We start from the raw sequence: 22,798 nt of genomic DNA on the forward strand, positions 1-22,798 counted from the left end.
GCCCAGCCCAGCCCTAAGTCAACGGCATTGCTCTTAACGATGTGAATCCGATGCTCCTACCACAACACCAGATTCACATCGTTCCCAAAGAGCGACCGGCAACAGTCCCGCGACACCGCGGCCCGTGTCGCCGGGTCATCGAGAAACCGGGCTACCCCGTCGGCCCGCGCCCGCAGCACGACCTCAGCCAGGGTGCTCTTGCCAACCTGGCGGGCACCGTTGACGACCACGACCCGCGTGTCGGCCAGCGCCGCTGTGATCAGGTCCACCGCTGCGTGACAGCCTGCGGCTTCGCGGTGGCGACCATTGACCCGCAGCGTGAGTAAGCAGGTGCGAAATGTCGTCTTGACGCGCCCCTGCACCGATCCCACCGCACGAAACAGCTGAGGAATTGATAAAGTCTGCTTCAGGTGTGCCGGGAAGCCTGGTCGGCGTGGGGGATGGACTGCAGCGATCCGCGGCAGCAACCCCGATCACGGACCAGAGGTTCGGCGGATGCGTGCGGTGGGGACAGTCCTCTTTCTTGTGGTGCTGGCAACCGCGGTAGCCACCGGGGCACGCCGCTGGCGGGTGCCCGCTCCACCGCTGCTGGTGCTGGCCGGTCTTGCAGTGGCGCTCATGCCGGGCACTCCTGCCTTGCACATAGCTCCGCAGACCATCGGTCTGGTCGTCCTGCCTCCGCTGCTGTACGCCTCCGCCGAGGAGCTGTCCCTGCGCGACCTGCGCATGGTGTGGCGGCCGGTCGTTGTTCTGGCGTTCGGCCTGGTACTGGCCTCCTCCGCCGCCGTGGGCGCGGTGACCGCTGCGCTCACGCCGTTGCCGGTCGCCATGGCTTTCGTGCTGGGCACGGTGCTGGCCAGTACCGACCCGGTCGCGGTCACCGCGCTCGGCCGCAGGCTCGCGCTTCCCGGCCGGGTGCAGGTACTGGTACAGGCGGAGAGCCTGTTCAACGACGCCACCTCGCTGGTGCTCTTCAAGGTCGCCGTCACCGTCGCGGCGGCCTCCGGCGCGGTCAGCTGGGACGTGGTCGGCGGTGAGTTCGTCCTGCTTGCGGGCGGTGGCAGTGCGATCGGCGCGGTGGTCGCGGTGGTGGTCGCGGCCATCCGCCGCCGCACCACCGACCCCGTGCTGGAGACCGTGATCGCCCTGATCACCCCGTACACCGCCTATGTGCTCGCCGAGTCCGCGCACATGTCGGGGATCACCGCCGTCGTGGTCGCGGGCGTGCTGCTAGGCCGGTCCGGGCACCAGCTCAGTGACGCCCATATCCGGCTGCAGCTGCACGCCGTGTACGCAGTGGTGATCTTCCTGCTGGAGAGCGTCGTCTTCAGCATCGTCGGCCTTGAACTGCCGTCCCTGATCCGTGAACTCCCGGCCGGAACCGGTCTGTGGCCGCTGCAGGCACTCGCCATCGCCGCCACTCTGATCGCCCTGCGGGTGGTGTGGATGTTCCCGCTGTCCGCGGCGGTCAGGCCCACCAGCGGCCGCCCGTCCTGGCGCCTGGCGGGCGTGGTGACCTGGGCCGGCACCCGGGGCGTGATGCCGCTGGCCGCAGCCCTGTCCATCCCGCTCACCGCCACCGACGGCACCCCACTGCCCGGGCGCCCTCTGATCCTGACCCTCACCACCGCCGTCGTCGTCTTCACTCTCGTCCTCCAGGGTCTGAGCCTTGCCCACGTCGTGAGCCGCTCCGGACTCGCCCTCGAACCCGAGCACACCGCCCGGGAGGAAACCCGTACCCGCGACCGACTCATCCACGCCGGACTCACCCACCTCGACGACATCACCGGGCTGGATACCGTCCCGGAGGCGGCCATCGACCGCGTGCGCCGCAACCTCCACGCACGCCTGGAGCAACCCACCGAGCACAACGACGACCAGCCGGGCAGGACCCTCCTCCAGGTATACCGCGAGCTGCGCCGCGAGGTGATCGCCGTGCAGAGCACCGAGCTACGCCGCCTGTATGACGCCCACCAGGTCAGCGATACGACACGTCGACGCCTGCAACGCGACCTGGACCTGGAGGAGGCCGGTCTGGGCGGGCGCTGAGGTTCCGATAACCCCGACAGAGGATTGTCGTTGCCGCGACGACCTGCCGGGGACGGGCCGCACGTGCTTGACTGGTTAACCATGACGGCGCCCCGTTCGGCCGTGCGCGCGGCACTGATCACCGTCGACGATGACCAGAGCGTCTCCCGTGCGGTCAGCCGCGACCTGCGACGGCGCTACGGTGAGAACCACCGGATCATCCGAGCCGAGTCGGGCGAGCAGGCGCTGGACGCCATGCGCGAGCTGAAGCTGCGCGGCGACCAGGTCGCGGTGATTCTGGCCGACTACCGCATGCCGCGGATGAACGGCATCGAGTTCCTCGAACAGGCGATGGACCTGTTCCCCACGGCCCGGCGGGTGCTGCTGACCGCGTACGCCGACACCGATGCCGCGATCGACGCCATCAACGTCGTCGATCTGGACCACTACCTGCTCAAGCCGTGGGATCCGCCGGAGGAGAAGCTCTACCCGGTCGTGGACGCCCTGCTCGACGCCTGGCGCACCACGGACCATCGGCCCGTGCCGGAGACCAAGGTCGTCGGCCACCGCTGGTCGGCGCGGTCGCACGAGGTCCGCGATTTCCTCGCCCGCAACCAGGTGCCCTACCGGTGGTACCTCGCCGACGAGCCGGAAGGCGAGCGGCTGCTGGCCGCGGCCGGAGCGGACGGCGTCACCCTCCCGGTTGTGATCACCGAAAGCGGCGAGGCACTGGTGGAGCCCACCGATTCCGAACTCGCCAACCGGGTCGGGCTCAGCACCGCGCCGGCCGCCGACTTCTACGACGTGATCGTCATCGGCGGGGGTCCGGCGGGCCTGGGCGCGGCCGTGTACGGCGCATCCGAAGGGCTGCGGACCGTGCTGGTCGAGCGGACCGCAACCGGTGGCCAGGCCGGACAGAGCTCACGGATCGAGAACTATCTCGGCTTCCCCGACGGAGTCTCCGGGGCGCAGCTCACCGACCGTGCCCGCCGGCAGGCAACCAAATTCGGCGCCGAGGTACTCACCGCCCGTGACGTCGTCGGCCTGGAGGCCAACGGCTCGGCGCGGACGGTGCACTTCGCCGACAGTGGACAAATCGACGCCCACACGGTCATCCTGGCGACCGGCGTGTCCTACCGGCAGCTGGCGGCTCCCGGGCTGGAGACGCTGACCGGCCGCGGCGTGTTCTACGGCTCCGCGCTGACCGAGGCGTCCGGCTGCGCCGGGCAGGAGGTCTACATCGTCGGCGGGGCGAACTCCGCCGGGCAGGCGGCGGTGTACTTCGCCCGGCACGCCCGCTCGGTGGTCATGCTCGTCCGCGGCCTGTCGCTGGAAGCGTCCATGTCCCACTACCTCATCGAGCAGATCGCCGGCATCCCGGCGATCTCAGTACGGCCCTGCACCGAGGTCGTCGCCGGCCATGGCACGCAACACCTGGAGCAGCTGACGCTCCGTGACAATGCGACCGGTGCGACGGAGACGGTCGATGCGCAGTGGCTGTTCGTCTTCATCGGGGCGGCGCCGCGCACCGACTGGTTGGACGGCGTGATCGTCCGCGACGGCCGCGGATTCGTCATAGCCGGCCCTGACCTCGTGGTCGACGGACAACGACCCCGCGGATGGCCCCTGGACCGGGATCCGTACCACCTGGAGACCAGCGTTCCGGGTGTCTTCGTGGCCGGCGACGCGCGGGCCGAGTCGGTGAAGCGAGTCGCGTCCGCGGTCGGTGAGGGTGCTATGGCCATCACCCTGGTCCACCGGTATCTGGACAAGCGATGACCGACCCGGCGCAGAGCGCCACCGCGCCTCCGACCACCTCGGCCACCTCGGCCACCTCGACGGCGTGCAGCCCGGACGAGCTCCGCACGCTGTTCCTGTTCGAGAAACTCACCGAGGACCAGTTGGCCTGGCTGTGCGCGCAAGGACGCGCCGAGTCCATCGGACCAGGACAGGTCTTCACCGAAGGCGAGCCTGCCACCTGCTTCTACGTGCTCATCGAGGGCGCGCTGGTGATGTCACGGCGGATCGGTGCCGACGACGTGGAAATCAACCGCACATCCCAGCGCGGCGTGTACACGGGCGCCTTTCAGGCCTACCTGGGCGACCGTGTGCCGCAGGTCTACAGCGCCTCGTTGCGGGCCAGCGAGCCGTCGCGTTTCTTCGTGCTCCCGGCGGATGCGCTGGCGCGGCTGATGCACGAATGGTTCCCGATGGCCGTGCACATGCTGGAGGGGTTGTTCCTCGGCATGCGGACCACCCAGCAGGCGGTCGGTCAGCGGGAACGGCTGCTGGCGTTGGGCTCCCTGTCCGCCGGGCTCACCCATGAGCTGAACAATCCGGCCGCCGCCGCGGTACGGGCCACGTCGGCGTTGCGGGAGCGGGTCGCCGGGATGCGGCACAAACTCGGCTTGATCGCCTCGGGACCCTACGACCGGGCCACCCTGGAAACCCTGATCCGACTGCAGGAGGAGGCGGTGGAGCGGGTCGCGAAGGCGCCCGTTCTGACTCCGCTGGAGGTCGGCGACAGGGAGGATGCGGTCACCGACTGGCTCGACGAACACGGCATCGCCGGCGGGTGGGATCTCGCCCCGACCTTCGTCCAGGCCGGTCTCGACCTTGCCTGGCTGGACCAGGTCACGGCCAGCGTCCCCGGCGCGATACTCGAAGGTGCCGTCCGGTGGCTCAACTACACGGTCGAAACCGAGCTACTCGTGAACGAGATCGAGGACTCCACGACTCGGATCTCGACCCTGGTGACCGCCGCCAAGCAGTACTCCCAGCTGGACCGCGCGCCCTACCAGCGGGTCGACGTCCACGAGCTGCTGGACAGCACCCTGGTCATGCTCGCCGGCACGATCGGCGAGCGCATCACCGTTGTCAGGGACTACGACCGGACGCTACCGAAGATCCCCGCCTATGCCGCCGAACTCAACCAGGTCTGGACAAATCTGATCGACAACGCGGTCGCCGCCATGGACGGCGCCGGCACGTTGACCGTGCGCACGACATCCAGCCAGGACCACCTGGCCGTCGACCACCTGGTGATCGACCACCTGGTGGTCGAGATCGCGGACACCGGGGCGGGCGTGGCACCGGAGATCCGTGACCGGATCTTCGAACCGTTCTTCACCACCAAACCGGTGGGCGAGGGCACCGGTCTGGGCCTGGACATCTCCTGGCGCATCGTGGTCACCAAACACCACGGCGACCTGTCAGTGGAGTCAGTGCCCGGTGACACCCGCTTCCGGGTGCGGCTGCCTGCCCAGCCAGCCGATGAAGCGACCGTATGACCGAGCGAGCCGCAAGAGCGAGGTGAGCCGCATGACTGAGGTGACCACGATCGATCCGTCCGCGACACCGAGCGGAACGGGATGCGCCGAATGCACCGCCGGCAACGGCCCCGGATGGTGGTTCCATCTGCGTCGCTGCGCCCGATGCGGCCACATCGGCTGCTGCGACTCCTCCCCCTCCCAGCACGCGAGCGCGCACGCGGCCACAACCGGCCATCCGCTGATCCGCAGCTTCGAGCCAGGCGAGACCTGGTTCTGGGACTACCAGACCGAACAGTTCTACGACGGGCCGCCGCTGGCGCCGCCCGAGCATCACCCACTGGGCCAACCGACGCCTGGCCCGGTCGGGCGGGTGCCCGCCGACTGGCAGGACCACCTGCGCTGAGAACGGATATCGTCCGTCAACAAGATCGGCGCGAGTTTGTCGTCAGGTACGCCAATCCGGCCGAAAACCGTACCTGACGACAAACAAACGCCGATCACGATCTCCACGATCGGCCGCGCACGGCCGATCAGGGGTGTGTGACGGCGGAAAGGAAAGGACTCGGGGTGCCGTGCCAGAAGATGGCGAGCTCGTCGCGGGCCCGGGTCGCGGCCACGAAGAGCAGGGAGCGGTCGCGCGTCCGTTCCCGCTGGTAGCGCTTGGGGTCGATGTCCTGGTACTGCTCGATGCCGCGACGCGGTACCAGCCCCGCACCCACTCCACCAATGATCATTTTTCGGTATTCGAGCCCCTTGAAGCGGTGCATCGTGCCCACGTGCACACCGTCATGCTGCTTCGGCCCGTCGGGGCCGATCTCGACGGCGGTGACGCCATCCTCGGAAAGCCGTTGAATGACCTCGCCGGCCAGCTGTCTGGTCGGTAGACACACCGCGATCGAGCCGTCGGTCATCGAGCCGTCGAGCGCAGTCCCCCAGGCCTGAATCTGCCGGCTGATCAGCTGCTGTTCCTCGGCCCAGGTGCCCACGCCGTGCAGCGCCGGGCGGCCACCGTGCAGCAGCGAGCGGTATCCGGCAAGATTCTCCTCGCCACCGTCCAGATCGTCATATGTCTCGCCGCTGAGCAGTTCCAACGCCGTGGCCAGGATCTGCCGCGTCGTTCGGTAACTGAGGGTGAGCTTGGCTGAGCGTCCACGGATGTTGACCCCGAGGCTGCCCAGGGTGACGTAGTTGTCGTAGATGCGCTGGTGGGTGTCGCCGACGAGGAACATGTCGTCCGCCATGGCGGGGACCATGGCGCGCAGCATCTTCCAGTGCGCGGCGCTGAGATCCTGCGCCTCGTCGACGACGATGTGCCGGTAGCGGTAGCGCGGGGTGGAACCGGAGCTGCTCTCCCCGCTGACCTCCCGTTGGCCAAAAGTCCGCTGGATCTGCACCTCGCGGTCCAACTCCAGGCGTGCCGCGCGGCCGGCGAGCTGACGCCAGGTCCACACGCCGTTGTCCTCAAGGCGCTTTTCGAACCGTTCGGCGAGCCGCCAGACGGCGTCGCGGTCCTGGCGGGTGAGCGCACGGCCACGGCCCGGTCGGCGTGCCTTGAAATAGTCGGTCCGCGAGCTCAGTACCTGCCCGAGGATGACCTGCGACCATTCGCCGGCCAGGAACTCCGGCTCCCACCGTGTCTCGCCCAGTTCGAACAGCATGGTCCGCCACTGGTCGACGGCCACCGTGTCATCGACGATCCGGCGACGGCCGTCGAGCCCGGCTTCGGCGACGACCCTGCTGGCGAGCTTGTCGATGTTGATGATGTCCACCCGGGCGACCAGCTCCGGCCCGGCCAGCGCCAGCAGTCGGGTGCGCAGGTCCGCGGCGAGATTGCGGTTGAAGGTCGTCAACAGGATCGGTTTGTCGTCCCCCGGTGGCAGGCGTTCGGCCAGGTGGCGGGCGCGGTGCAGCGCCACGATGGTCTTGCCGGTTCCGGGGCCACCGCCGACCCTGGCCGGCCCGTTGTACCGGCGTTCGACCAGCTTGCGCTGGGTGGGGTGCAGGAAGACCTGCCAGCGGGCGAACGACTCGGCGAGGATCGCCCGCAGCGCGGCGTCATCGCTGGTGACCTGGGTTGCCGGACGCCCCACCGCGGCGGCGAAGTCGTCGGGGTTGACCGGTTCACCGGCACGGACGGGGTCGGTCACCTCCTCCAGCACCTGCTCGAAGGTCTTGCCGTCGTGTAAGGCCAGCAGGACGTCGGCAGTGAGCTGGGGCGCGATGTCGGCGAGGGCGAGCAGTTCGTCCTCGGTGACGATCCGCCGGATGAGCGGGATCAGCGGTTCGGACACGCCGAGGTCGAGCAGGACCTGGTCTGCGATATCCGCGAAGAGCGGGCGCGGCCCCGCCTTTTCCATGGCTTTCACGGCTTGCGTGGCTTTCACGGCTTGCGTGGCTTGCGTGGCTTGCCCGGCGTTGCCGTCCGGCTCCGGCGGCAGGAGGCGCCCGACAATGCTGTCACCGACCGGGGACAGGTCGACGACCTCAATACCGCCGGTGACCCGGTTGATCTGGTAGCGGTACCGGTCGAGGTTGTCGTAGACGTCCTTACGGTTGCGCACCGAGAGGAGCAGGTAATCCTGCGCACCGACGTGCAGCAGCAACGCCCGGAAATCGTTGCCGACCCGGGCCGACCACAGCCGCGGGTCTCCCTTGAGTTGCTTGAAGTGCAGCCCCGGGCTCTGCGGATTACGCCGGAACTTGTCCTGGAACTCGTAGACCGCGCCCTTTTCGGTGCGTGACAGCGCCAGGATCTCCTTGTCCGCCCGCTCCAGGATCCGCAGCGTCACCCCGCCCTGGGCACTCACCGGTCCACGTCCTCTCGTGCTCCATCCACCATTACGATCTTTTCGGCGAGTTCGGAGATGGTCCACTCGATGGCCGTTCGGGCGTCCCAGCCGGCCGCGGCGTAGGCGGCGTCCCGGTCAGCGGTCTCAGAGTCGACGGTGGCACCAGGGTCGGAACCCGCGCCGGAACCCGCGCCGGAACCCCGGCCGGAATCCGCGCCGCGCAGGAGCACTGCGACCCGGGCCGCGGGCCACGCGACCTCGGCCTGCCACGCCTGGTCACCGAGCTCATAGCCGATCTCGGGCGGCGGCACACCATGAGCCGGCACACCATGAGCCGACGCGCCGAGGGCCAGCACGCCGCGGACAAGCGACTCCAGGCCGGGTTCGTCCGGGTCAAGCAGGTCCAGGACCTCCTGCCAACGATGGTCAGCCGGTTCGGCGCCGGTCGCCACCGGTCTGGACGCTCTGGACGGTTGGGACGGTGCCCGGCCGAGCCACGACGAGGTCTCGTCGTCGAGTGGGAGAGCCCGCGCCGCGGGCAGCAGCCCGGTGCCTTCGGCGACCGCGAGCAGCCCGGGGTCGAAGGCGTCGAGATCGCTGAACGCGAGCTGGACGCCGTCCCCGCCGCCGGAGTCGAGGAACTGCACCAGGTTGGTCCAGTACAGCCAGGCGGCCCAGCGAACCTTGTGATCGTCGGTGTCCGCGGCGGTGTCGGCGGTGATGGTCTGCGGCCGGTCGTCGACCACCGCCAGGGCCGACCACACCCGGTTGGCGGCCCCGGCTCGCTCGTCGATGAGCAGCACGAGCGGGCACCGGTTGGTGTCGGCGACCCGCAGGAGGATGACCGGGTCGATGCCGCGCAGCGGCAGCTCGTCACCGCGCAGTGCCGGCGCGATCAGGTCGGCGATGTGCCGGGAGTCCGCGGAGGTCGCCACCCCTCCCGGTTGCTTCAGCAGGCCGGCGAGCGCACCTTCGGCGCGGGCCCGCCACACCCGCGGGTCCGGGTCCCGCAGGAAGGCCAGCAGCATGTCGATCGGGTTCACCCAGACCAGCTCGGCGAGCTCCCCGCCGTCGCGTCCGGTGCGCTGCTGGTAGTACGCGCGGGCGTCCTGCTGCCTGGGGCCGTGGTAGGGCGGCCACACCCGCGCCCGGTCGCCGCCTGCGCCGCCGGCGGTGCCGCGCCAGTCCTCCACGTCATCCCAGGTGAGCTGGAAAACGTGCACACCGTGAGCGCGCAACCGGGTGCGCTTGTCGGCGTCGTCGGCGAGCCGGTTGTGCTCGGGCGACGCATGGTAGCGATACCCGTCGAGGTACACGGCGACCTCGACGGGGGCGGCGTCCATGCGGACGAAATGGACGTCGGGTCGAGTGCCGCGGATGGCGTTCTGCAGCTTCATCCGCCAGTGGACGACCTGGCCGTCGGGTGCTTCCAACCGCAGATCGGCGATGCGGGCGCCGTTCTGGTCGGCTCCCCGGGTGATGCTGGCCCTGGTCTGCGGGGCACTGTCAGGGCGCTTGGCCCAGTCGAGCAGAGCCTGCAGAAACCGCAGTTCCAGTTCGCTCTCGACCTGGTCGAACAGGGAGATCTCGTCGGTCCGCACCGACGCTCCGACCGTCCACGGGTCGAGGAGCCCCCGCAGCATGCCGAGCGCCTCGGCCCGGATCATCAGCGGGAACTCCCTGTCCCGGGCGTAGCGCAGCAGGCACCGGTGGCAGGCCGGTTTGCCCGCACCGACACAGCGGCAGCCTTCGATCACAGCCTGCGCGGCCTGCAGCACCTCGCGGAAGCTGTCCGGGTCACTGATCCGATGCAGGTAGCCGGTACCACCGGGCTGGATGTCGTGGACGACGAGAAACCGGCGAGTATGCCCGGTGTCGCGGTCGGGCATGACCGCCGCCACGACCCGCAGATGATCGGGATCACCGCCGTAACGGGCTGCGATGCCCAGGCGCAGAGCCGCGGCGAAGGAGACGATCCGCTCCGCCACGGCGGCGGTGACCGCCGGCACGAGGATGCGCAGTGCCTCGGTACGCAGCTCGTGGGCGAGGACCAGGGCGACGTGTTCCGCGGCATACGGGTCCCGCCGGTACCGGCACCACGGCCGGTGGTGGTCGGCCGCCCTGTCACGACCGCCAGCCGGGCCGCCGACGGACGAGGTGGCGGTGGTCAGCGCCAGGCCTGTCGTCGGCGGCGGCCCGTCGCTGGTGGTGCCGCCGCACGACGTGCACGTGTAGAAGGGGTTGAGCCGCGTCTCGACACCCGCGAACGTGTCACCGGCGGGCCGGTCGTACCGGGCCGCGCCCAGATTGAACTCGCGGATGACGGCGTGGCGGGTGTAGTCGACGCCGAAGGTGACATGGTCGTGCCGCCAGGACCGGTCGACGTCCGCCGGGTCGATGTCGACCGCGACCTGCGTGGTGTAGCTCTTGATGTCGCGGTCGTCGGAGTCGTCGCGGATCCTCGCGTCCTCCCGCCGGTCATGCGAGGTGACTGTGGTGGGCCGCAGGACGGTGAACAGGTTGCCCGCGTCGGCGATCGCCGCGGCGGTGCAGCGGGGGCAGCGGGTGGTGTCCTCGGCGGCCAGCGTGGTGCGGACGTAGCCGCAGGCCGGGCAGACCCGCCACTGCTGGTAGGCGGGCCGCTTGGGCGAGCCGATGTCGAGCCCGGAGACGGTGTGCCGGTAGCCCAGCACGTAGTAGCTGTTGCCGGGGGCGAGTTCCACCAGCGCGGGACGGGCCGGGCGGCTGTACTCCCGCAGCTCGCTGTGAAAGACCCGGTTGTCCTCGCCGCTGCGGTCCTCCCAGGCGAGCGTGGCCTCCAGCGCGGTGCGGGTGTCGATCAGCGCGTAGTTCGGCAGCAGCCCGGACTCGACGAGGGTGCCGTGGGCCGAGGCCTTGCCGATCTCCGCGATCCGCCGGGCGACCGCCCGGCGTTCCGCCCGCAGCGCCCGGTGTTCACGGTCCTGGTCGGGGTCGGAGGTGATCAGCAACGCCGCGGCCCGCTCGATCGCGTCGAGCCGGTAGCGCAGGTCGGCCAGGCGCCCGTCCCACTCGGCCTCCACCGCCCGCACGGCCTGGCCCAGCCCGCCGGTCGCGTAGTCACGAAGTTCGGCGGCGGCGGGGGCGCTGACCCCGGTAGGAGAACCGCTTGGGCCGAACAGGCCGAGGAACTCCGTGACCTGCGTGTCACCAGCCGCGAGAGCGGCTTCGGTGAAGGCGGCGAGCCAGCCGGACGGGCCGAACAGCGCCGACGCCCACCGTGGCAGCGCCAGGACGCCGGGGAGCCGGCCGCGGGCGGTCAGATCCACCAGGTGCGCCACATACTGGCGGCGCAGGATCTCCACGGCGGACAGGTAACACCCCGGCGGGACGATCTCCCCCGCGATCATCTCCCGTGGGTCGGTGAGGTAGTAGCGGTCGCGTTCGCGGCGGCCCAGCAACGTCAGCACGAACGCGTTGCCGCTGCGCCGCCCCGCGCGGCCCGCCCGCTGCACATAGTTGGCGGGCCCGGTCGGCAGCGACGCCAGCACCACCGCCGACAGGTCGCCGATGTCGATGCCCAGTTCCAGGGTGGGGGTGCACGACAGCACGTTCGGGTCGGTGTACCGGCTGCCGTCCCGGAACTGCTTTTCGACCTTCTCCCGCTGGGGACGGGTCAGCATGCCGGTGTGCTCGCCGGTGACGACCCGGAAGATCCCGCCCTCGGTGTAGAGCCGCCGGTAGTAGTCGGTGGAAACGTCATCATCCGAAGCGCCGGCGGGAGCGGCGGGAGCGCCCGCGGTGAGCCGGCCGGGGCAGCGGTACCGCCCGCAGCGCTGCCCGACCCAGTCGGCCACCCGCGCCGGGGGCACGGTCTGCGTCCACGCGCACGAGTCGCAGCGGACTCCGGCGGCAGCCACCTCGCCGGCATCAAGCCGGGTCACCCGGATGTGGCCGGGTTGCAGCCCGTAGACGACGGTGGTGGCGTCGTCGGCGACCCGCCGCGCCAGCAGCCCGGCGTCGGCGAGGACGGGTAGGAGCCGGGTCAGGTAGTCGGTGGCGTGCTCCCGGGACAGCTCCAGGCAGCGGACCGCCCAGTCCTGGTACCAGCCGCCGCGGGCGGTCAGGACGTCGAATTCGCTGCGGCGCTTCGGCGCGGACGCCAAGAACGCCGGCGCGGACACCCCGCGGGGGAACGCGGGCATACCGCTGGGCCGCCCGCCCCACACCTGCCAGCGGGCCCCGGCCTGGCCGAGGTAGCCGTCGAGCCAGCGGTGGCGGATCGCGCCGCGCATCCGCAGCCGCTCTCCCACGCCGCGGACGAACGCCAGGTAGGTCGCCTCGTCCGCGGGCGCGCCGGTGGTGACCGGCCCGTGCAGGAACACGTCCCGGCACAGCGCTGCGATCTTCTCCGGTTCGTCGAGGATGACCTCGGCGGCGGCGGTGCGGGTCAGCTCCAGGGTGCGGCCCGCCCGGGACCGCAGGCCGAACTCCATGATCGCTGCAAAGGCGAGCCGGTCGCCGATCAGCTGCCAGACCTCCGCGCCGCCGGCATGCTCACCGGCGAGCAGCCCGTCGATTCCGGGCTGGTCGTGCAGGTCCGGCGGGACGATCGCGGCCAGGGTCCCGGGGTCGGCCGCCGGGTCGGTCGCGGCGGCGATCAGATCGGCGAGCAGGTCGTTGAGCGCCACCGGTTCGCCGGGGCGCAGCTGACCGACGAGCAGCGAGCGTAACGAGAACGTGTACGACCGGTTGGCGACGAACCCGGCACGGTGCGCGGCATCCTGCACCGAGTCGTTGAACAGCAGCGTCCGGCGTTCCCGGCCGGTGAGCTCACCGCCGGTGAACAGCTGGGTGACCGCGACCGACGCGAGCGTGGCGAGCCCGGCACCCAGGTAGCGGATGCCCTGGTCCAGGCCGCAGGCCGGGCAGCGGTCGGCCTGCGCTCCACTGACATCCGAAAGATCACCGAGGACGGCGACGCCGTCACGGATGCGTGTCGTGCCACGGTCGCCGGACGCGGGGGTGCCCGGCGCGGGTGCGTCGGGCCCGGGTGCGTCCCGCGCCGGGTCGAACGGCCGGACCCGGCTGCCCGCCGCCTCCAGGACCAGCAGGCCCCGACTCGGGTTCGCGATCTCGCTCGCGGTGGCGGCGATCAATGCCCGGACCTGGCGCTTGTCCGCGCCGACACCGGCACGGTAGATCTTGTCCGGGTCGGTGATGAGCTCGGCGGGATCGCGTTCGGGTGAGATGGCCGCCCAGCCGGACCGGCCGCAGTGCCGGCAGTGGATCGCCGGGAGCCGCGCCTGGCGCCGGTCGGTGACCACCGCGTCCGCGTCGGAGGCTTCCGGGTCGGGGTCGCGCAGCGGTTCGCCGTCCCAGCCGAACGTGGGCGCCGTCCCGACGCCGCGCAGCAACCGGGACACGGCCCGTACCCACAGGTGCGTCTCCACGCTGACCAGCGGCCGCAGCGCAGAGTCGCGCTCATCGGGATCGTCGGGCCTGTCGGGCTTGTCGGAGACCCGGGCGCTCGACAGCAGCGCGACGAACCGGGCGAGCGCCGCCGCGGCCAGGTCCGACCCGGTCGCCAGCGCCGCGCCCCAGCTGTAGGCACCCCGGCGCGGCAACAGTTCGAGGATCTCGCCGGCGGTCGTCGGCTGGTCACCGATGATCTCCAGCACGGCCGCGGTCAGGATGTGACCGCGCAGCTTCTCCCCGAGATGGCGGGGGTCGATGTTGTCGTCGCCGAGCACGGCCAGGGCGATCCGTCCCATCGCGGACGGGTCCCGGCCCGGGTCTGCGATGGCCGCGAGTTCCGCCGGGTCGGGCACGGGCAGACCGTAGTCGAGCTTCCCGATGATCTCGCTGGTACTCCGGCGGGCCTCCCCGACCAGCGCCTCCGCCTCGAAGGGCACCCCGAAGACCTGGCCGGCAACCTCGCGGATGCCCGCTCCCCCGTCGGCGCCGCTGCCCTCCCCCAGGGTCGCCGATGTCGCCACCGGGCAGATCGTGCCGAGCGGACGGCCGGGCTCGGCCTTGCCGGTCGCCGCGGCCAGACGCCGCAGCAGCATCGCGACGTCGGTGCCCTGAGCGCCGTCATAGGTGTGGAACTCGTCCAGGACGACGTAGGCGAGGTCGGCGCCATCCCACAACGACAGATCGTCGGCGCGTTGCAGCAGCAGATCGAGCATCTTGTAGTTGGTGACGAGGATGTCCGGCGGGGTGCGGCGCATCTCCGACCGCTTCGTCATCACCCGCGGGTAGCTGACCTCGGGAACATCACCGATGTACAGGCCGGCGGTCACATCGGCGAGCCCGGCCTGCTCCAGATAACCGTTGATGCGCAACGTCTGGTCGGTGGCCAGGGCGTTCATCGGGTACAGCAGCAGCGCCTTGACCCCGATACGGCCCGCCCGCCGCGCCCGGCGACAATGGTCGAGGACGGGAATCAGGAACGATTCGGTCTTGCCCGAGCCGGTGCCGGTGGTCACCATCGTCGGGCGGGCCGGGCCGTGCAGGGTGCTCAGCCGCTCGAACGCGTTGGCCTGATGCTCGTACGGGGTGAAGTTCGCCGGCACCCACTCCAGATGGCGGCGCCAGCCGTCGGCCGCCGGCCGGAACGGGGTGCGGATCCGCAGGTAGGGGCCGCGAAAGATCCCATGCTCGGGATGGTTGAGGAACGTCGCGAGTGCCTCGCGTTCGCCCGCGTCTGCGAGCGCGAACGTGGTGGTCAGGTACTGGGTGAGGTTCGCCCGCAGACCCTCAGCGGCAAGCGTCGGCCTCACGGCGTCCACCCCGCGTCCTTCGCCGCCTGCAACCGGGCGCTGAACACCGCGTGCGCCTGGCGCATCTCAGCTTCCCGGTCCGCCTTATAAAACGGCGGCGAATACCCCTCCGGCGGCGCGACCCGCTCCGGATCCTCCAGATGCGCCATCAGCTGGACGTAATGCTCCTTCGCCTGCCCGAAACCAAAGGCGTACGAGTCGGCGGCCAGCCGCCGGCCGGCGGCGTCGAAGTACATCTCCGCCTCCCGGTCGGCGAGGATCGGGTAACGCGAGCGGTAGATCGCCACCAGCTCCTCGGCCTCAATGCCGAGCCACACCGAGACCAGGGCGTCGATCTCGACGAGCGCGGCCCGCCGCTCGTACTCGGTCCGCAGTGGCGTCGCCCACTCCCAGGCCGGACCGACCTCGGCCAGTGGTGCCAGGCGAGGCCAGCCGACCACCCAGCCTTCGCCATCTGCCCAGGCAGGGTCATGCAGTTCCGCCCACAGATCCGAGTACGCGTTCGTCAGGCAGTTGAGCCGCAGCGTCCGCAGCAACAACGCCGACGCCAACGGATGCCCCGGATCCGCCGCCGGCATCGCGGATGCCTCACCGGGTTGAAGATCAGAACGCCCCGTAATGCGCAGGAGATAATCAAGCGAGAGAGCCGACCAGAACCCGGCATTGAGAGCCGTCTCTCGATTCGTGGGTAGCACTGCCGAATGAACCGCATGCACATGAGCCGGCCCAGGCGGAATCAGCGCCGCAAAAAGAGAACGCTCGGTATTGAATGGGATCATGCGCCGCCAGGCGAGACGATAGTATTCGGTATACGATCTTTCATCCCATTGACGCTTGGCGGCCTCATAACGATCAGGTTCGCAGGCACGCGCGTAGTTGGTCCGGGGTATCGCCGCTACTGCGAGCCCCGTAAGATCCAGAACATCCCAGTCGCTGTTGCTGTTGCACGGCACCCGGGGAGTCTTACAGAATGGCGTTGCCACACCAAGATGCGGACCCTGCATAATTAGATCACCGAGAACCGACGATGAATCCTGCTGCCAGCGAATCAAACCGTCTTTCTTTGCGTTTGATTCATCAAAACCTCGAGCAATTTGAAATGAGGCCCCTCCGAGACTCCTTTTGAAACTGGCGAGAGCCGCGATAGCCCCTTGCTCAAGCCGTGTCACCGGATGCAGGAGCGCGGTGCGCTCCGCAGGCGTACTCGTCTCGCCTCTGATCCGTTGCCATTCCGCGAGCAGGCCAAGGTCGACATCAATCACCCGTGCTCTATGCGGCCGCCGGTCCCACGATCCGGCATATCGCCGCCCCGGCACCGGTCCCGAGCCATCGTGTTCAAGGGAGTCGACAAGCGTGTTCGCGTCGTACAGACCGCTTACGTGCTGGAACTGGATGTCGCGAGTTGCACCGTATATGTGCAGGCCGAACTCGATGTTCCGGCTCGCGTCGGCGAAGGCCCAGTTGGCCACGTTGACGAAACTTCCATGCACCCGCAGGTGACGGTACGCCACCGATCGGAGCTGGCCCTCTTTTGCACCGCCAAAGTGGGTGTCCCGGTGGATGAGCCCGGCGGTACCAACAGCGCTCAGATGCTCCCACACACGACACATGAAAGCGCGGTAGAGGTCCGGCTGGGTTCCGGCCAGGAGCGGGTACGTTACCGACGAGCCGAGCATCGCCACCACACCGACGTTGGAGGCCAGCTCGCGGAGGAACTCACCGTAGGCACCCGCATCCACAAGCTGGCTTGTCTTACGCGCCCGCACGGTCTCGACCGGGGGCTTCTCGGTGAGCATGAACCAGGGGTCGCGTTCGGCGAGGACGACGTTCTCCTCCCAGCGGGGGCGGACCCAGGGGGGGTTGCCGACCTGGAGGTCGAAGCCGCCGCCCGCGAAGGCCTGGGCGAAGTGCAGCTCCCAGTGGAAGAAGCCCTGGCGGTCGGCGATCTGCCGCACGACACCGAGCCAGGGGAAGCGTTCGGGCAGCCGGTTCTCGCCGTCCATCCCCATCCAGCCCTCCAGCCCGTTTTCGTACTCCTCCAGGGCGGCGAGCGAGGTGAAATGGGCGCCGAGCGAATCCGCGGCGATGTCCTTGGCGCCGACCAGCGCCTCAACGAAGGTCAGCCAGTCGTCCAGGCTGCGCAGCGGCACCAGCCGCCGGAGCCGTTCGACCGCCGACGCCTTCACCTTCCCGGCTGTCTTCCCCGCCGTGGACGTGCTCTTCGACTTCCCAGGCACCGAAGGCTCGGATGATTCGAACGCCTCCGGGCCGTCCGAGTCGAAGTCGAACAGGGAGTCCTCCGCCCAGCTGGGCGCGACCGACGCATCCCCGGCGGGCTGCGCCTGTTCGGAGTGCCGGACGATGACGACGTCCCGCTCGTACTGTGCGGCCGAGCCGTCAAGCAGGCCGACCGAATCCAGCGGCCAGAACCACAGCGCGCACCAGGCGTCCATCAGCATCTTCAGGCGCCAGTACGGCGTGCCCGGTGTCTCCAGATCGGCGAGGATCTTCTCCCGTGGCACCGCCCCGGTGACCGTCGGCAGGTCGTCGGCGCCCCAGACGTCGATGTGCCGGCGGATCTCCCGTTCGGAGATCTCCAGGCGCTGGCGTACCAGCCCCCACAGGAACTCGACCCGGCGCGCAATCCTCTGCAACCGCTTGACCTGGCTGTTGTGCCCCTTGTCCGTGGGTAGGCGCAGCAGCGCCCGCCGCCAGGTGGCCAGCTGTTTGGCCACCTCGGGCGCGAGCTGTTTCGCCTCCTTCTCCCCCGCGACCGCACCCCAGCCCTCAGCCGGCAGCAGAAAGTGGTGGACGACCCCGTCCGGCAGGTCGCCAGCACGGAACGGATGGTCGGTGGGAGCGGTGGTCAGCCACGCCTTGTCGGCGAGTGTCGCCGGCTCGTAGTAGCGACGGCCGGCGCCGATGAGCGAGTTGCCGCGCCGCAGGTGCAGGCCGAACCAGGGCGCCTGCAGACCGGCGTGCATCACGTTCAGCCACAGCGACACCTCGGCCAGTTCCACCGCGGTGCGGTTGAGGTCCACGCCGTAGCAGTTGTGCAGAGCGATGTACGCCTTGACCTTCTGCAGCTCGACGGCGTACCGCTCCGGGTCGAGGCTCGCCCCCAGCTCCCGCTGACGCCGCCGCAGGTACTCGGCGGCGACCTGGTTGATCGCCTCGTTGAGGAAGGCGCCGGAACCCAGCGCCGGCTCGCAGATCGTCCAGTCCAGCAGCTCGCGGGCGGGCGTCGTGGTGCCATCCTGGTCGAGGCGGTACCGCAGCGTGAGCTGGACGGTCACCTCGGTCAGCGACTGCGGGGTGTAGTAGGAGGCGCTGGTCTGGCGGTCCCGGCCGGCGAGCCGGTACACGAACGACCCCGCCGGGTAGCGGACCCGCGGCCCGGTACGGCGGCCCATGTCGTCGAGCGCGCGGGCGAAGACCGCGTCGGGGTAGTCGTCGGCCCGCGACGCCGGGATCATCCAGCTGCCGTCGGAGGGGTCGCCGCCCTTGGCGACCTCGTAGAGCTCCTCCGCGGCGATGAACCCGGTGTAGGACATCAACCCCTCGTAGACCGCGCCGAGCTGGTTGATGCCGAGCTGGGCGTAGGAGATGAACCCGCCGCGTTCCTTCTTCTTACCGCGGGTGAGCATCAGCAGCCGCAGCACCTCGTACAGGCAGCTGTTGCGCAGCCGGGTGTCGATCGTCCGTGCGTCGGACCCGTCCCCGTCGTCGTCCCCCGGGTGGGGCACGGCGCCGCGACCGATCAGTTTGATCGCCCCGGGCAGGAACAGCTCCGACCGCAACGGCTCGAACCGGATGCCCTCACCCTCGCTGCGCTCGGCCTCGTCGCTGTCGGTCTGCCTGTCCGAGGCAGCCTCAGGCTGGGCGGCACGGGGGCGGTGCCCCTCGTTGACCATCCGGAACAGCAGGTCCAGCGACTCGTACAGGTGAAAGCCGCCACCCGCCGACTCGCCGATCAGCTTGCGGGAGACGAGATCGCCGAGCCGGGCGAGGCTGTACCCCTCGGCGTACTCGGGATGGTCCACCGGCAGCACGCCGAGTTCCGGACGGGCCTCGGCGTAGAGCAGGAACAGGATCCGGTAGAGGTAGCGCAGCGCCTCCCGGGCGAGTTCACGTCCCAGCTCGTCGGGTTCCATGATCTGCTCGGGACGGGCGCCGGCCGCCCGGATGCGGTCGAGCACCTCGTTGGCGATCAGTTCGACGGACAGCCGCAGCCCCTCCCGCAGCTCCGCGGAGACGCCGACCGCCTGCCGCCGGGACCCCTCCCGCAGCTCGGCGAGGCGCTCGGCGCCACCCTCCTGCGGCGGGCACAGCGAGTCCGCACCGAACAGTGCGGCGATCATGTCGAGTTCGCCGCCGGGCCGGGTGTCGTTGCGCCCGAACGCGACATCGAGGCTGACCGCCAGGTAGCGGCCCTCCCCCCAGGTCAACCGGTCGGCGAGCGTCACCACACCGCCGGTGAGGATGAGCACATAGCGTGGCGGATCGTCGTCGAGGGCGAACAGGTGGCCGGCGAGCGCCATGCCGTGCTCGATCCGGGTCCGCGGGTCGACATCCACCGGGTTCGCCAGCCTGCCGGCACCGTCGGGTTCGGTCGCCGCGTCGGTGTCCGTCGCCCAGCCGCACTCGATCGCCACCACCCCGCCCTCGGCGTGGGCGACCGCGACGACATGCTCCGTCCCGGCCCGGATGACGCTGCGCTCCGCCGGTCGCGGCGAGAAGGCCAGCGCGCGCAGGACCTCGTCATGCAACTCGTGCAGTTTGGCCTGAAGCTTGTCCTGTTCAGCGTCGGCGCCGGCCTCGTCATCGGCCATGAGTTCGACGATCTCGGCCTTGAGATCGAAATAGGTCCGGCGCAACGCCCGGATGCCGGCCCGCGGGGTGCGCGCGTCGGTCTGCTTCTCCGCCTCCGTCCAGCGGGGCAAATACTCCTTTTTCAGCACACCGGGGAGAAGCTCCCCCAGGTAGTAGGCGGAGAGGTATTCGCCCCGGTTGGTCAGCGACTCGAAGCTCACGCGGCACTCTCCAGGACCGCGAGCAGGCGCAGCAACGGCTCGCCGGTGGTCTCCAGCCGCGCAACAAGATCGTTCTGTTCGCGCATGGTGTCGTCCACCCGGCGCATTCTGCTGGCCCGCTGGGACGCGGCGGCGGTCTCGGGCAGCAGGCTCTGCTGCCGCCAGTGCTCCAGGCGGGTCCGGTGGACACGCAACGGTTCGGCGGTCGTGGCGTCCCAGGCGTCGCGCCGCGCCGCCAGATGCCTGCGGGCAGCGTCGACGGCGGCCGGGACAAGCCCCTGCAACCGTCCGAGATCGACCCCGGAGGCGGGATTGGTCATCGCCGCGTTCACCCCGGCCCGTGCCAGCACCTCGGCCAGGGGCCCGACATCCGGCATGTCGGGCAGGCCACGCACCGCCATCCATTCGACCACGGTCGGCTGACCCATCCGGTTGCAGTAGATGCCCTGGATGCAGAACACCGGGCCGGCAACGTCGGCGAGCAGGACGGGTGCCTGTTGCCGGCCGAGCCGGACGAGCACCTTGTCGATCAGCCAGTCGACGACCGGGTGGATGTCACTGACGTAGGCGATGGCAGGCCAGCTGCTCCTGCGGCTCCGACGGGCCTCGTCCAGCGCGCGCCCGGCGAGCTCCCGGTCGAAGGTCAGCTTCAGCCGCAGCCGCCCGTCCACGCGCTGGTCGGCCAGGTAGGAGCGGGGCAGGTCCGACATCCGGCGTTCGAGATCGGGCGGGGCGTCAAAGGCGATCAGCCCGTCCTCGCGGCGGAGCGCGAGAGCATCCTCCGGCGAGCCGAAGACCTCCCGCAACGCCTCCTGGACGAACTGCTCGGTCGAGGCGAACACGGTCGGTAGCGTCGCCCGCCGCGGTTGCGCCGCGACCGAGGTCGCACCGACACCGGCGAGCAGGTCGGCCAGCACATCGCGTTCGGGGCCGACGTCCAGGGACAGGGACTCCTCGACGGTGCGCCCGGCGAGCAGGTCCTGGACGAGCCGGCGTTCCTCCCGATCGGCGAGATACTCCCCGGTGACCGCCCCGGCGCTGCCGAGGCTGCGGTGTGCCTCGGCCTCCCGGGCCAGCACCTTCTCGGCGACCGTGGTGTCGTCCTTGGCTCCGTCCACCGCCGAGGTGAGGATCAACGCCCGGAACTGCGGCTGGAGCCGCTGGCCGTAACGATCGATCCGGCCGTTGCGCTGCTCGATGCGGATCAGGCTCCACGGCAGGTCGTAGTGCACCAGCTGGTGACACGCCCGGTGCAGGTTGACGCCCTCGGACGCCACGTCGCCGGTGAACAGCATCCGGACCGGGATGTCCCCTTGGGAGAACTCCTCGACGATCTTCTGTTGTTCGGTGTCGGTCAGACCGCCATGCATGATCGCCACTGCGTCCCGGGCCGCCCGCCCGGTGAAGCCCAGCGCCGCCGGTACCACCTCGGCCAGCCACTTCACCGTCGGAATCCGCTCGGAGAAGACCACGACCCGGACATCGCTCCCCGGGCCGACACCGATCCCGCGCAGCTCGCGCAGCAGGGCCGACAGCTTGGCGGAGTCGGTGTCGGTCATGGCCGCCGCCAGCGTACGCAGCCGCTCGAGCGCGGCCCGCTCGGCCGGATCGGTGCAGCCCGCCGAGCCCAGCCGCGTGTCGACGGTCTGCGCCAGCGCGTGATGGGACGACAGGAACGCCTTGAGCAGGGTGTAGGGAAACAGCCGCCGTTCCCTGCTCACGATGCTCGCCACCTGCGGACGCACCACCGGATCAGCCGTGCCCGCGTCGCCGGGCGGCAGCCAGACCCGCACGAACTCGGCGAAGATCTTCTCTTCGGCGGGTGTCGCCGGGCACCGCAGCGGCACGGACGGGCCCCGGTCGGCCCAGTCGCCGCTGATCTCGTCCCGGACCTCCTTGTCGATCTTCGTCCGGCGGACGTAGAGGTGGCTGATGTCCGCATCCGAATAGTGCTCGACATCGGCGATCGCGGCCGGGTCGAGCAGCCTGATCAACTCACCGAAAGACTTCTTGTCGCCATTGTGCGGGGTGGCGCTGGCCAGCAGGAGCGCGTCGGTACGGGAGGCGAGCAGCCGCGCCAGCCGGTTACGCAGGCTCGCCGAACCGATCAGGTTGTGCGACTCGTCGATCACGACCGCATCCCAGACGATGTTCTCCAGGTGGTGGCCGTACATGCCGACGTTCTTCACCGTGTCCACCGAGACGATGACCCGCTTGAAGTAGGTGAACGGGTTACGTCCGGCCGGGATCTCCCGCTGGATCCGCTCGATACCCACCGAGTCCAACCGGACCAGCGGCAGGGAGAAACGCGTCCACAGCTCGTGCTGGAACTGTTCGAGCACCTGCTGGGGAGTCACCACCAGGATGCGGTCCCCCCGGCCGCGGCGGGCCAGCTCGGCCAGGATCAGCCCGATCTCCAGGGTCTTGCCCAGACCCACCACATCCGCGATCAGAAGCCGCGGGCGCAGGCCCGAGAGCGCACGCTCGGCCGGGCGCTGCTGGTAGGTCTTCGGGTCGAGCAGGAACGAATCCGCCAACGCCAACCCGCGCTCACCGCGCGGCAACGGCGTGCGGCGCAGCAGCGCCTCCAGGTACAGCCGGCTGCGGCGGAACCGTGGCGTGTCATCGGCGACCAGGACGGTGTTCTCCGGGCGCAGCACCTCGACCGGTTCGAGCCGGTCGAAGAACGTCGCCTCGCAGTCCTGGACGAACTCCGACGCCCCCACTACTTTGATCATGCAGCCGTCATGCGCCGTCTGGACAGCGCTGCGCACCAGCCACTCCTCGTCGCGCACGAGGACCCGCGCTCCCGGCGCGTACGACCCGCGCGACCCGGCTGTCACCACCGCCTGCCCTTCCCCGTCCCTCGACCCCATGGTTCCCGGCATCACGGCCCCCAGCCTCACGGCCGG

The 22,798-nt window shown here is 70.0% G+C and carries 9 protein-coding genes; 4 read left to right on the forward strand and 5 right to left on the reverse strand.

The window, feature by feature from the left end; translation table 11 throughout:
• Window positions 1-56: 56 nt before the first annotated feature.
• Window positions 57-362: a hypothetical protein gene (locus U9979_RS15810; protein ID WP_322748738.1), complete on the reverse strand. Its 306-nt coding sequence runs from the start codon at window positions 360-362 to the stop codon at window positions 57-59.
• 133 nt (window positions 363-495) lie between these two features.
• On the opposite strand from U9979_RS15810, the gene U9979_RS15815 reads away from it, so the two are divergent.
• The 4 genes from U9979_RS15815 to U9979_RS15830 all read left to right on the forward strand — a co-directional run bounded on the left by U9979_RS15815 (window position 496) and on the right by U9979_RS15830 (window position 5,703).
• Window positions 496-2,049 carry a Na+/H+ antiporter gene (locus U9979_RS15815; RefSeq protein WP_322779976.1) on the forward strand — a complete coding sequence of 518 codons (1,554 nt, stop codon included), beginning with the start codon at window positions 496-498 and terminating at the stop codon, window positions 2,047-2,049.
• 81 nt (window positions 2,050-2,130) lie between these two features.
• Window positions 2,131-3,807 (forward strand): FAD-dependent oxidoreductase, encoded by a 1,677-nt coding sequence (locus U9979_RS15820; RefSeq protein WP_322779993.1) that lies wholly within the window; start codon window positions 2,131-2,133, stop codon window positions 3,805-3,807.
• Window positions 3,804-5,318, forward strand: coding sequence for an ATP-binding protein (locus tag U9979_RS15825; protein ID WP_322779977.1), 1,515 nt, complete (start codon window positions 3,804-3,806; stop codon window positions 5,316-5,318). Before U9979_RS15820 ends, U9979_RS15825 begins: the two co-directional genes overlap by 4 nt.
• A gap of 31 nt (window positions 5,319-5,349) precedes the next feature.
• Window positions 5,350-5,703, forward strand: a complete 354-nt coding sequence (locus U9979_RS15830; protein WP_322748734.1) for a UBP-type zinc finger domain-containing protein — start codon at window positions 5,350-5,352, stop codon at window positions 5,701-5,703.
• A 127-nt stretch (window positions 5,704-5,830) separates the two neighbouring features.
• On the opposite strand, the gene U9979_RS15835 is transcribed toward U9979_RS15830, so the two are convergent.
• The 4 genes from U9979_RS15835 to U9979_RS15850 are packed head-to-tail and all read right to left on the reverse strand — an operon-like array spanning window position 5,831 to window position 22,774.
• Entirely contained in the window at window positions 5,831-8,107 is a 2,277-nt protein-coding gene (locus U9979_RS15835) for a UvrD-helicase domain-containing protein (RefSeq protein WP_322779978.1), read from the reverse strand.
• Window positions 8,104-14,862 carry a DEAD/DEAH box helicase gene (locus tag U9979_RS15840; RefSeq protein WP_322779979.1) on the reverse strand — a complete coding sequence of 2,253 codons (6,759 nt, stop codon included), beginning with the start codon at window positions 14,860-14,862 and terminating at the stop codon, window positions 8,104-8,106. Before U9979_RS15840 ends, U9979_RS15835 begins: the two co-directional genes overlap by 4 nt.
• Complete coding sequence (locus U9979_RS15845; protein ID WP_322779980.1) at window positions 14,850-19,886, reverse strand: hypothetical protein; 5,037 nt, start codon at window positions 19,884-19,886, stop codon at window positions 14,850-14,852. The genes U9979_RS15840 and U9979_RS15845 overlap by 13 nt, the downstream gene beginning before the upstream one ends.
• The gene (locus tag U9979_RS15850; RefSeq protein WP_322779981.1) at window positions 19,883-22,774 is read right to left on the reverse strand and encodes a DEAD/DEAH box helicase; all 2,892 of its coding nucleotides are present in this window, start codon (window positions 22,772-22,774) and stop codon (window positions 19,883-19,885) included. Before U9979_RS15850 ends, U9979_RS15845 begins: the two co-directional genes overlap by 4 nt.
• Window positions 22,775-22,798: the final 24 nt, after the last annotated feature.

The sequence above is a fragment of the Protofrankia sp. Cas4 genome, assembly GCF_963555915.1.
In the GTDB taxonomy this organism is placed as follows: domain Bacteria; phylum Actinomycetota; class Actinomycetes; order Frankiales; family Frankiaceae; genus Protofrankia.

Bases quoted from the DNA above. Each gene is read 5' to 3' on its own strand.
- U9979_RS15825 (WP_322779977.1), top strand. From the start codon at position 3,804: ATGACCGACCCGGCGCAGAGCGCCACCGCGCCTCCGACCACCTCGGCC.
- U9979_RS15830 (WP_322748734.1), top strand. From the start codon at position 5,350: ATGACTGAGGTGACCACGATCGATCCGTCCGCGACACCGAGCGGAACG.
- U9979_RS15815 (WP_322779976.1), top strand. From the start codon at position 496: ATGCGTGCGGTGGGGACAGTCCTCTTTCTTGTGGTGCTGGCAACCGCG.
- U9979_RS15820 (WP_322779993.1), top strand. From the start codon at position 2,131: ATGACGGCGCCCCGTTCGGCCGTGCGCGCGGCACTGATCACCGTCGAC.
- U9979_RS15850 (WP_322779981.1), bottom strand. From the start codon at position 22,774: ATGCCGGGAACCATGGGGTCGAGGGACGGGGAAGGGCAGGCGGTGGTG.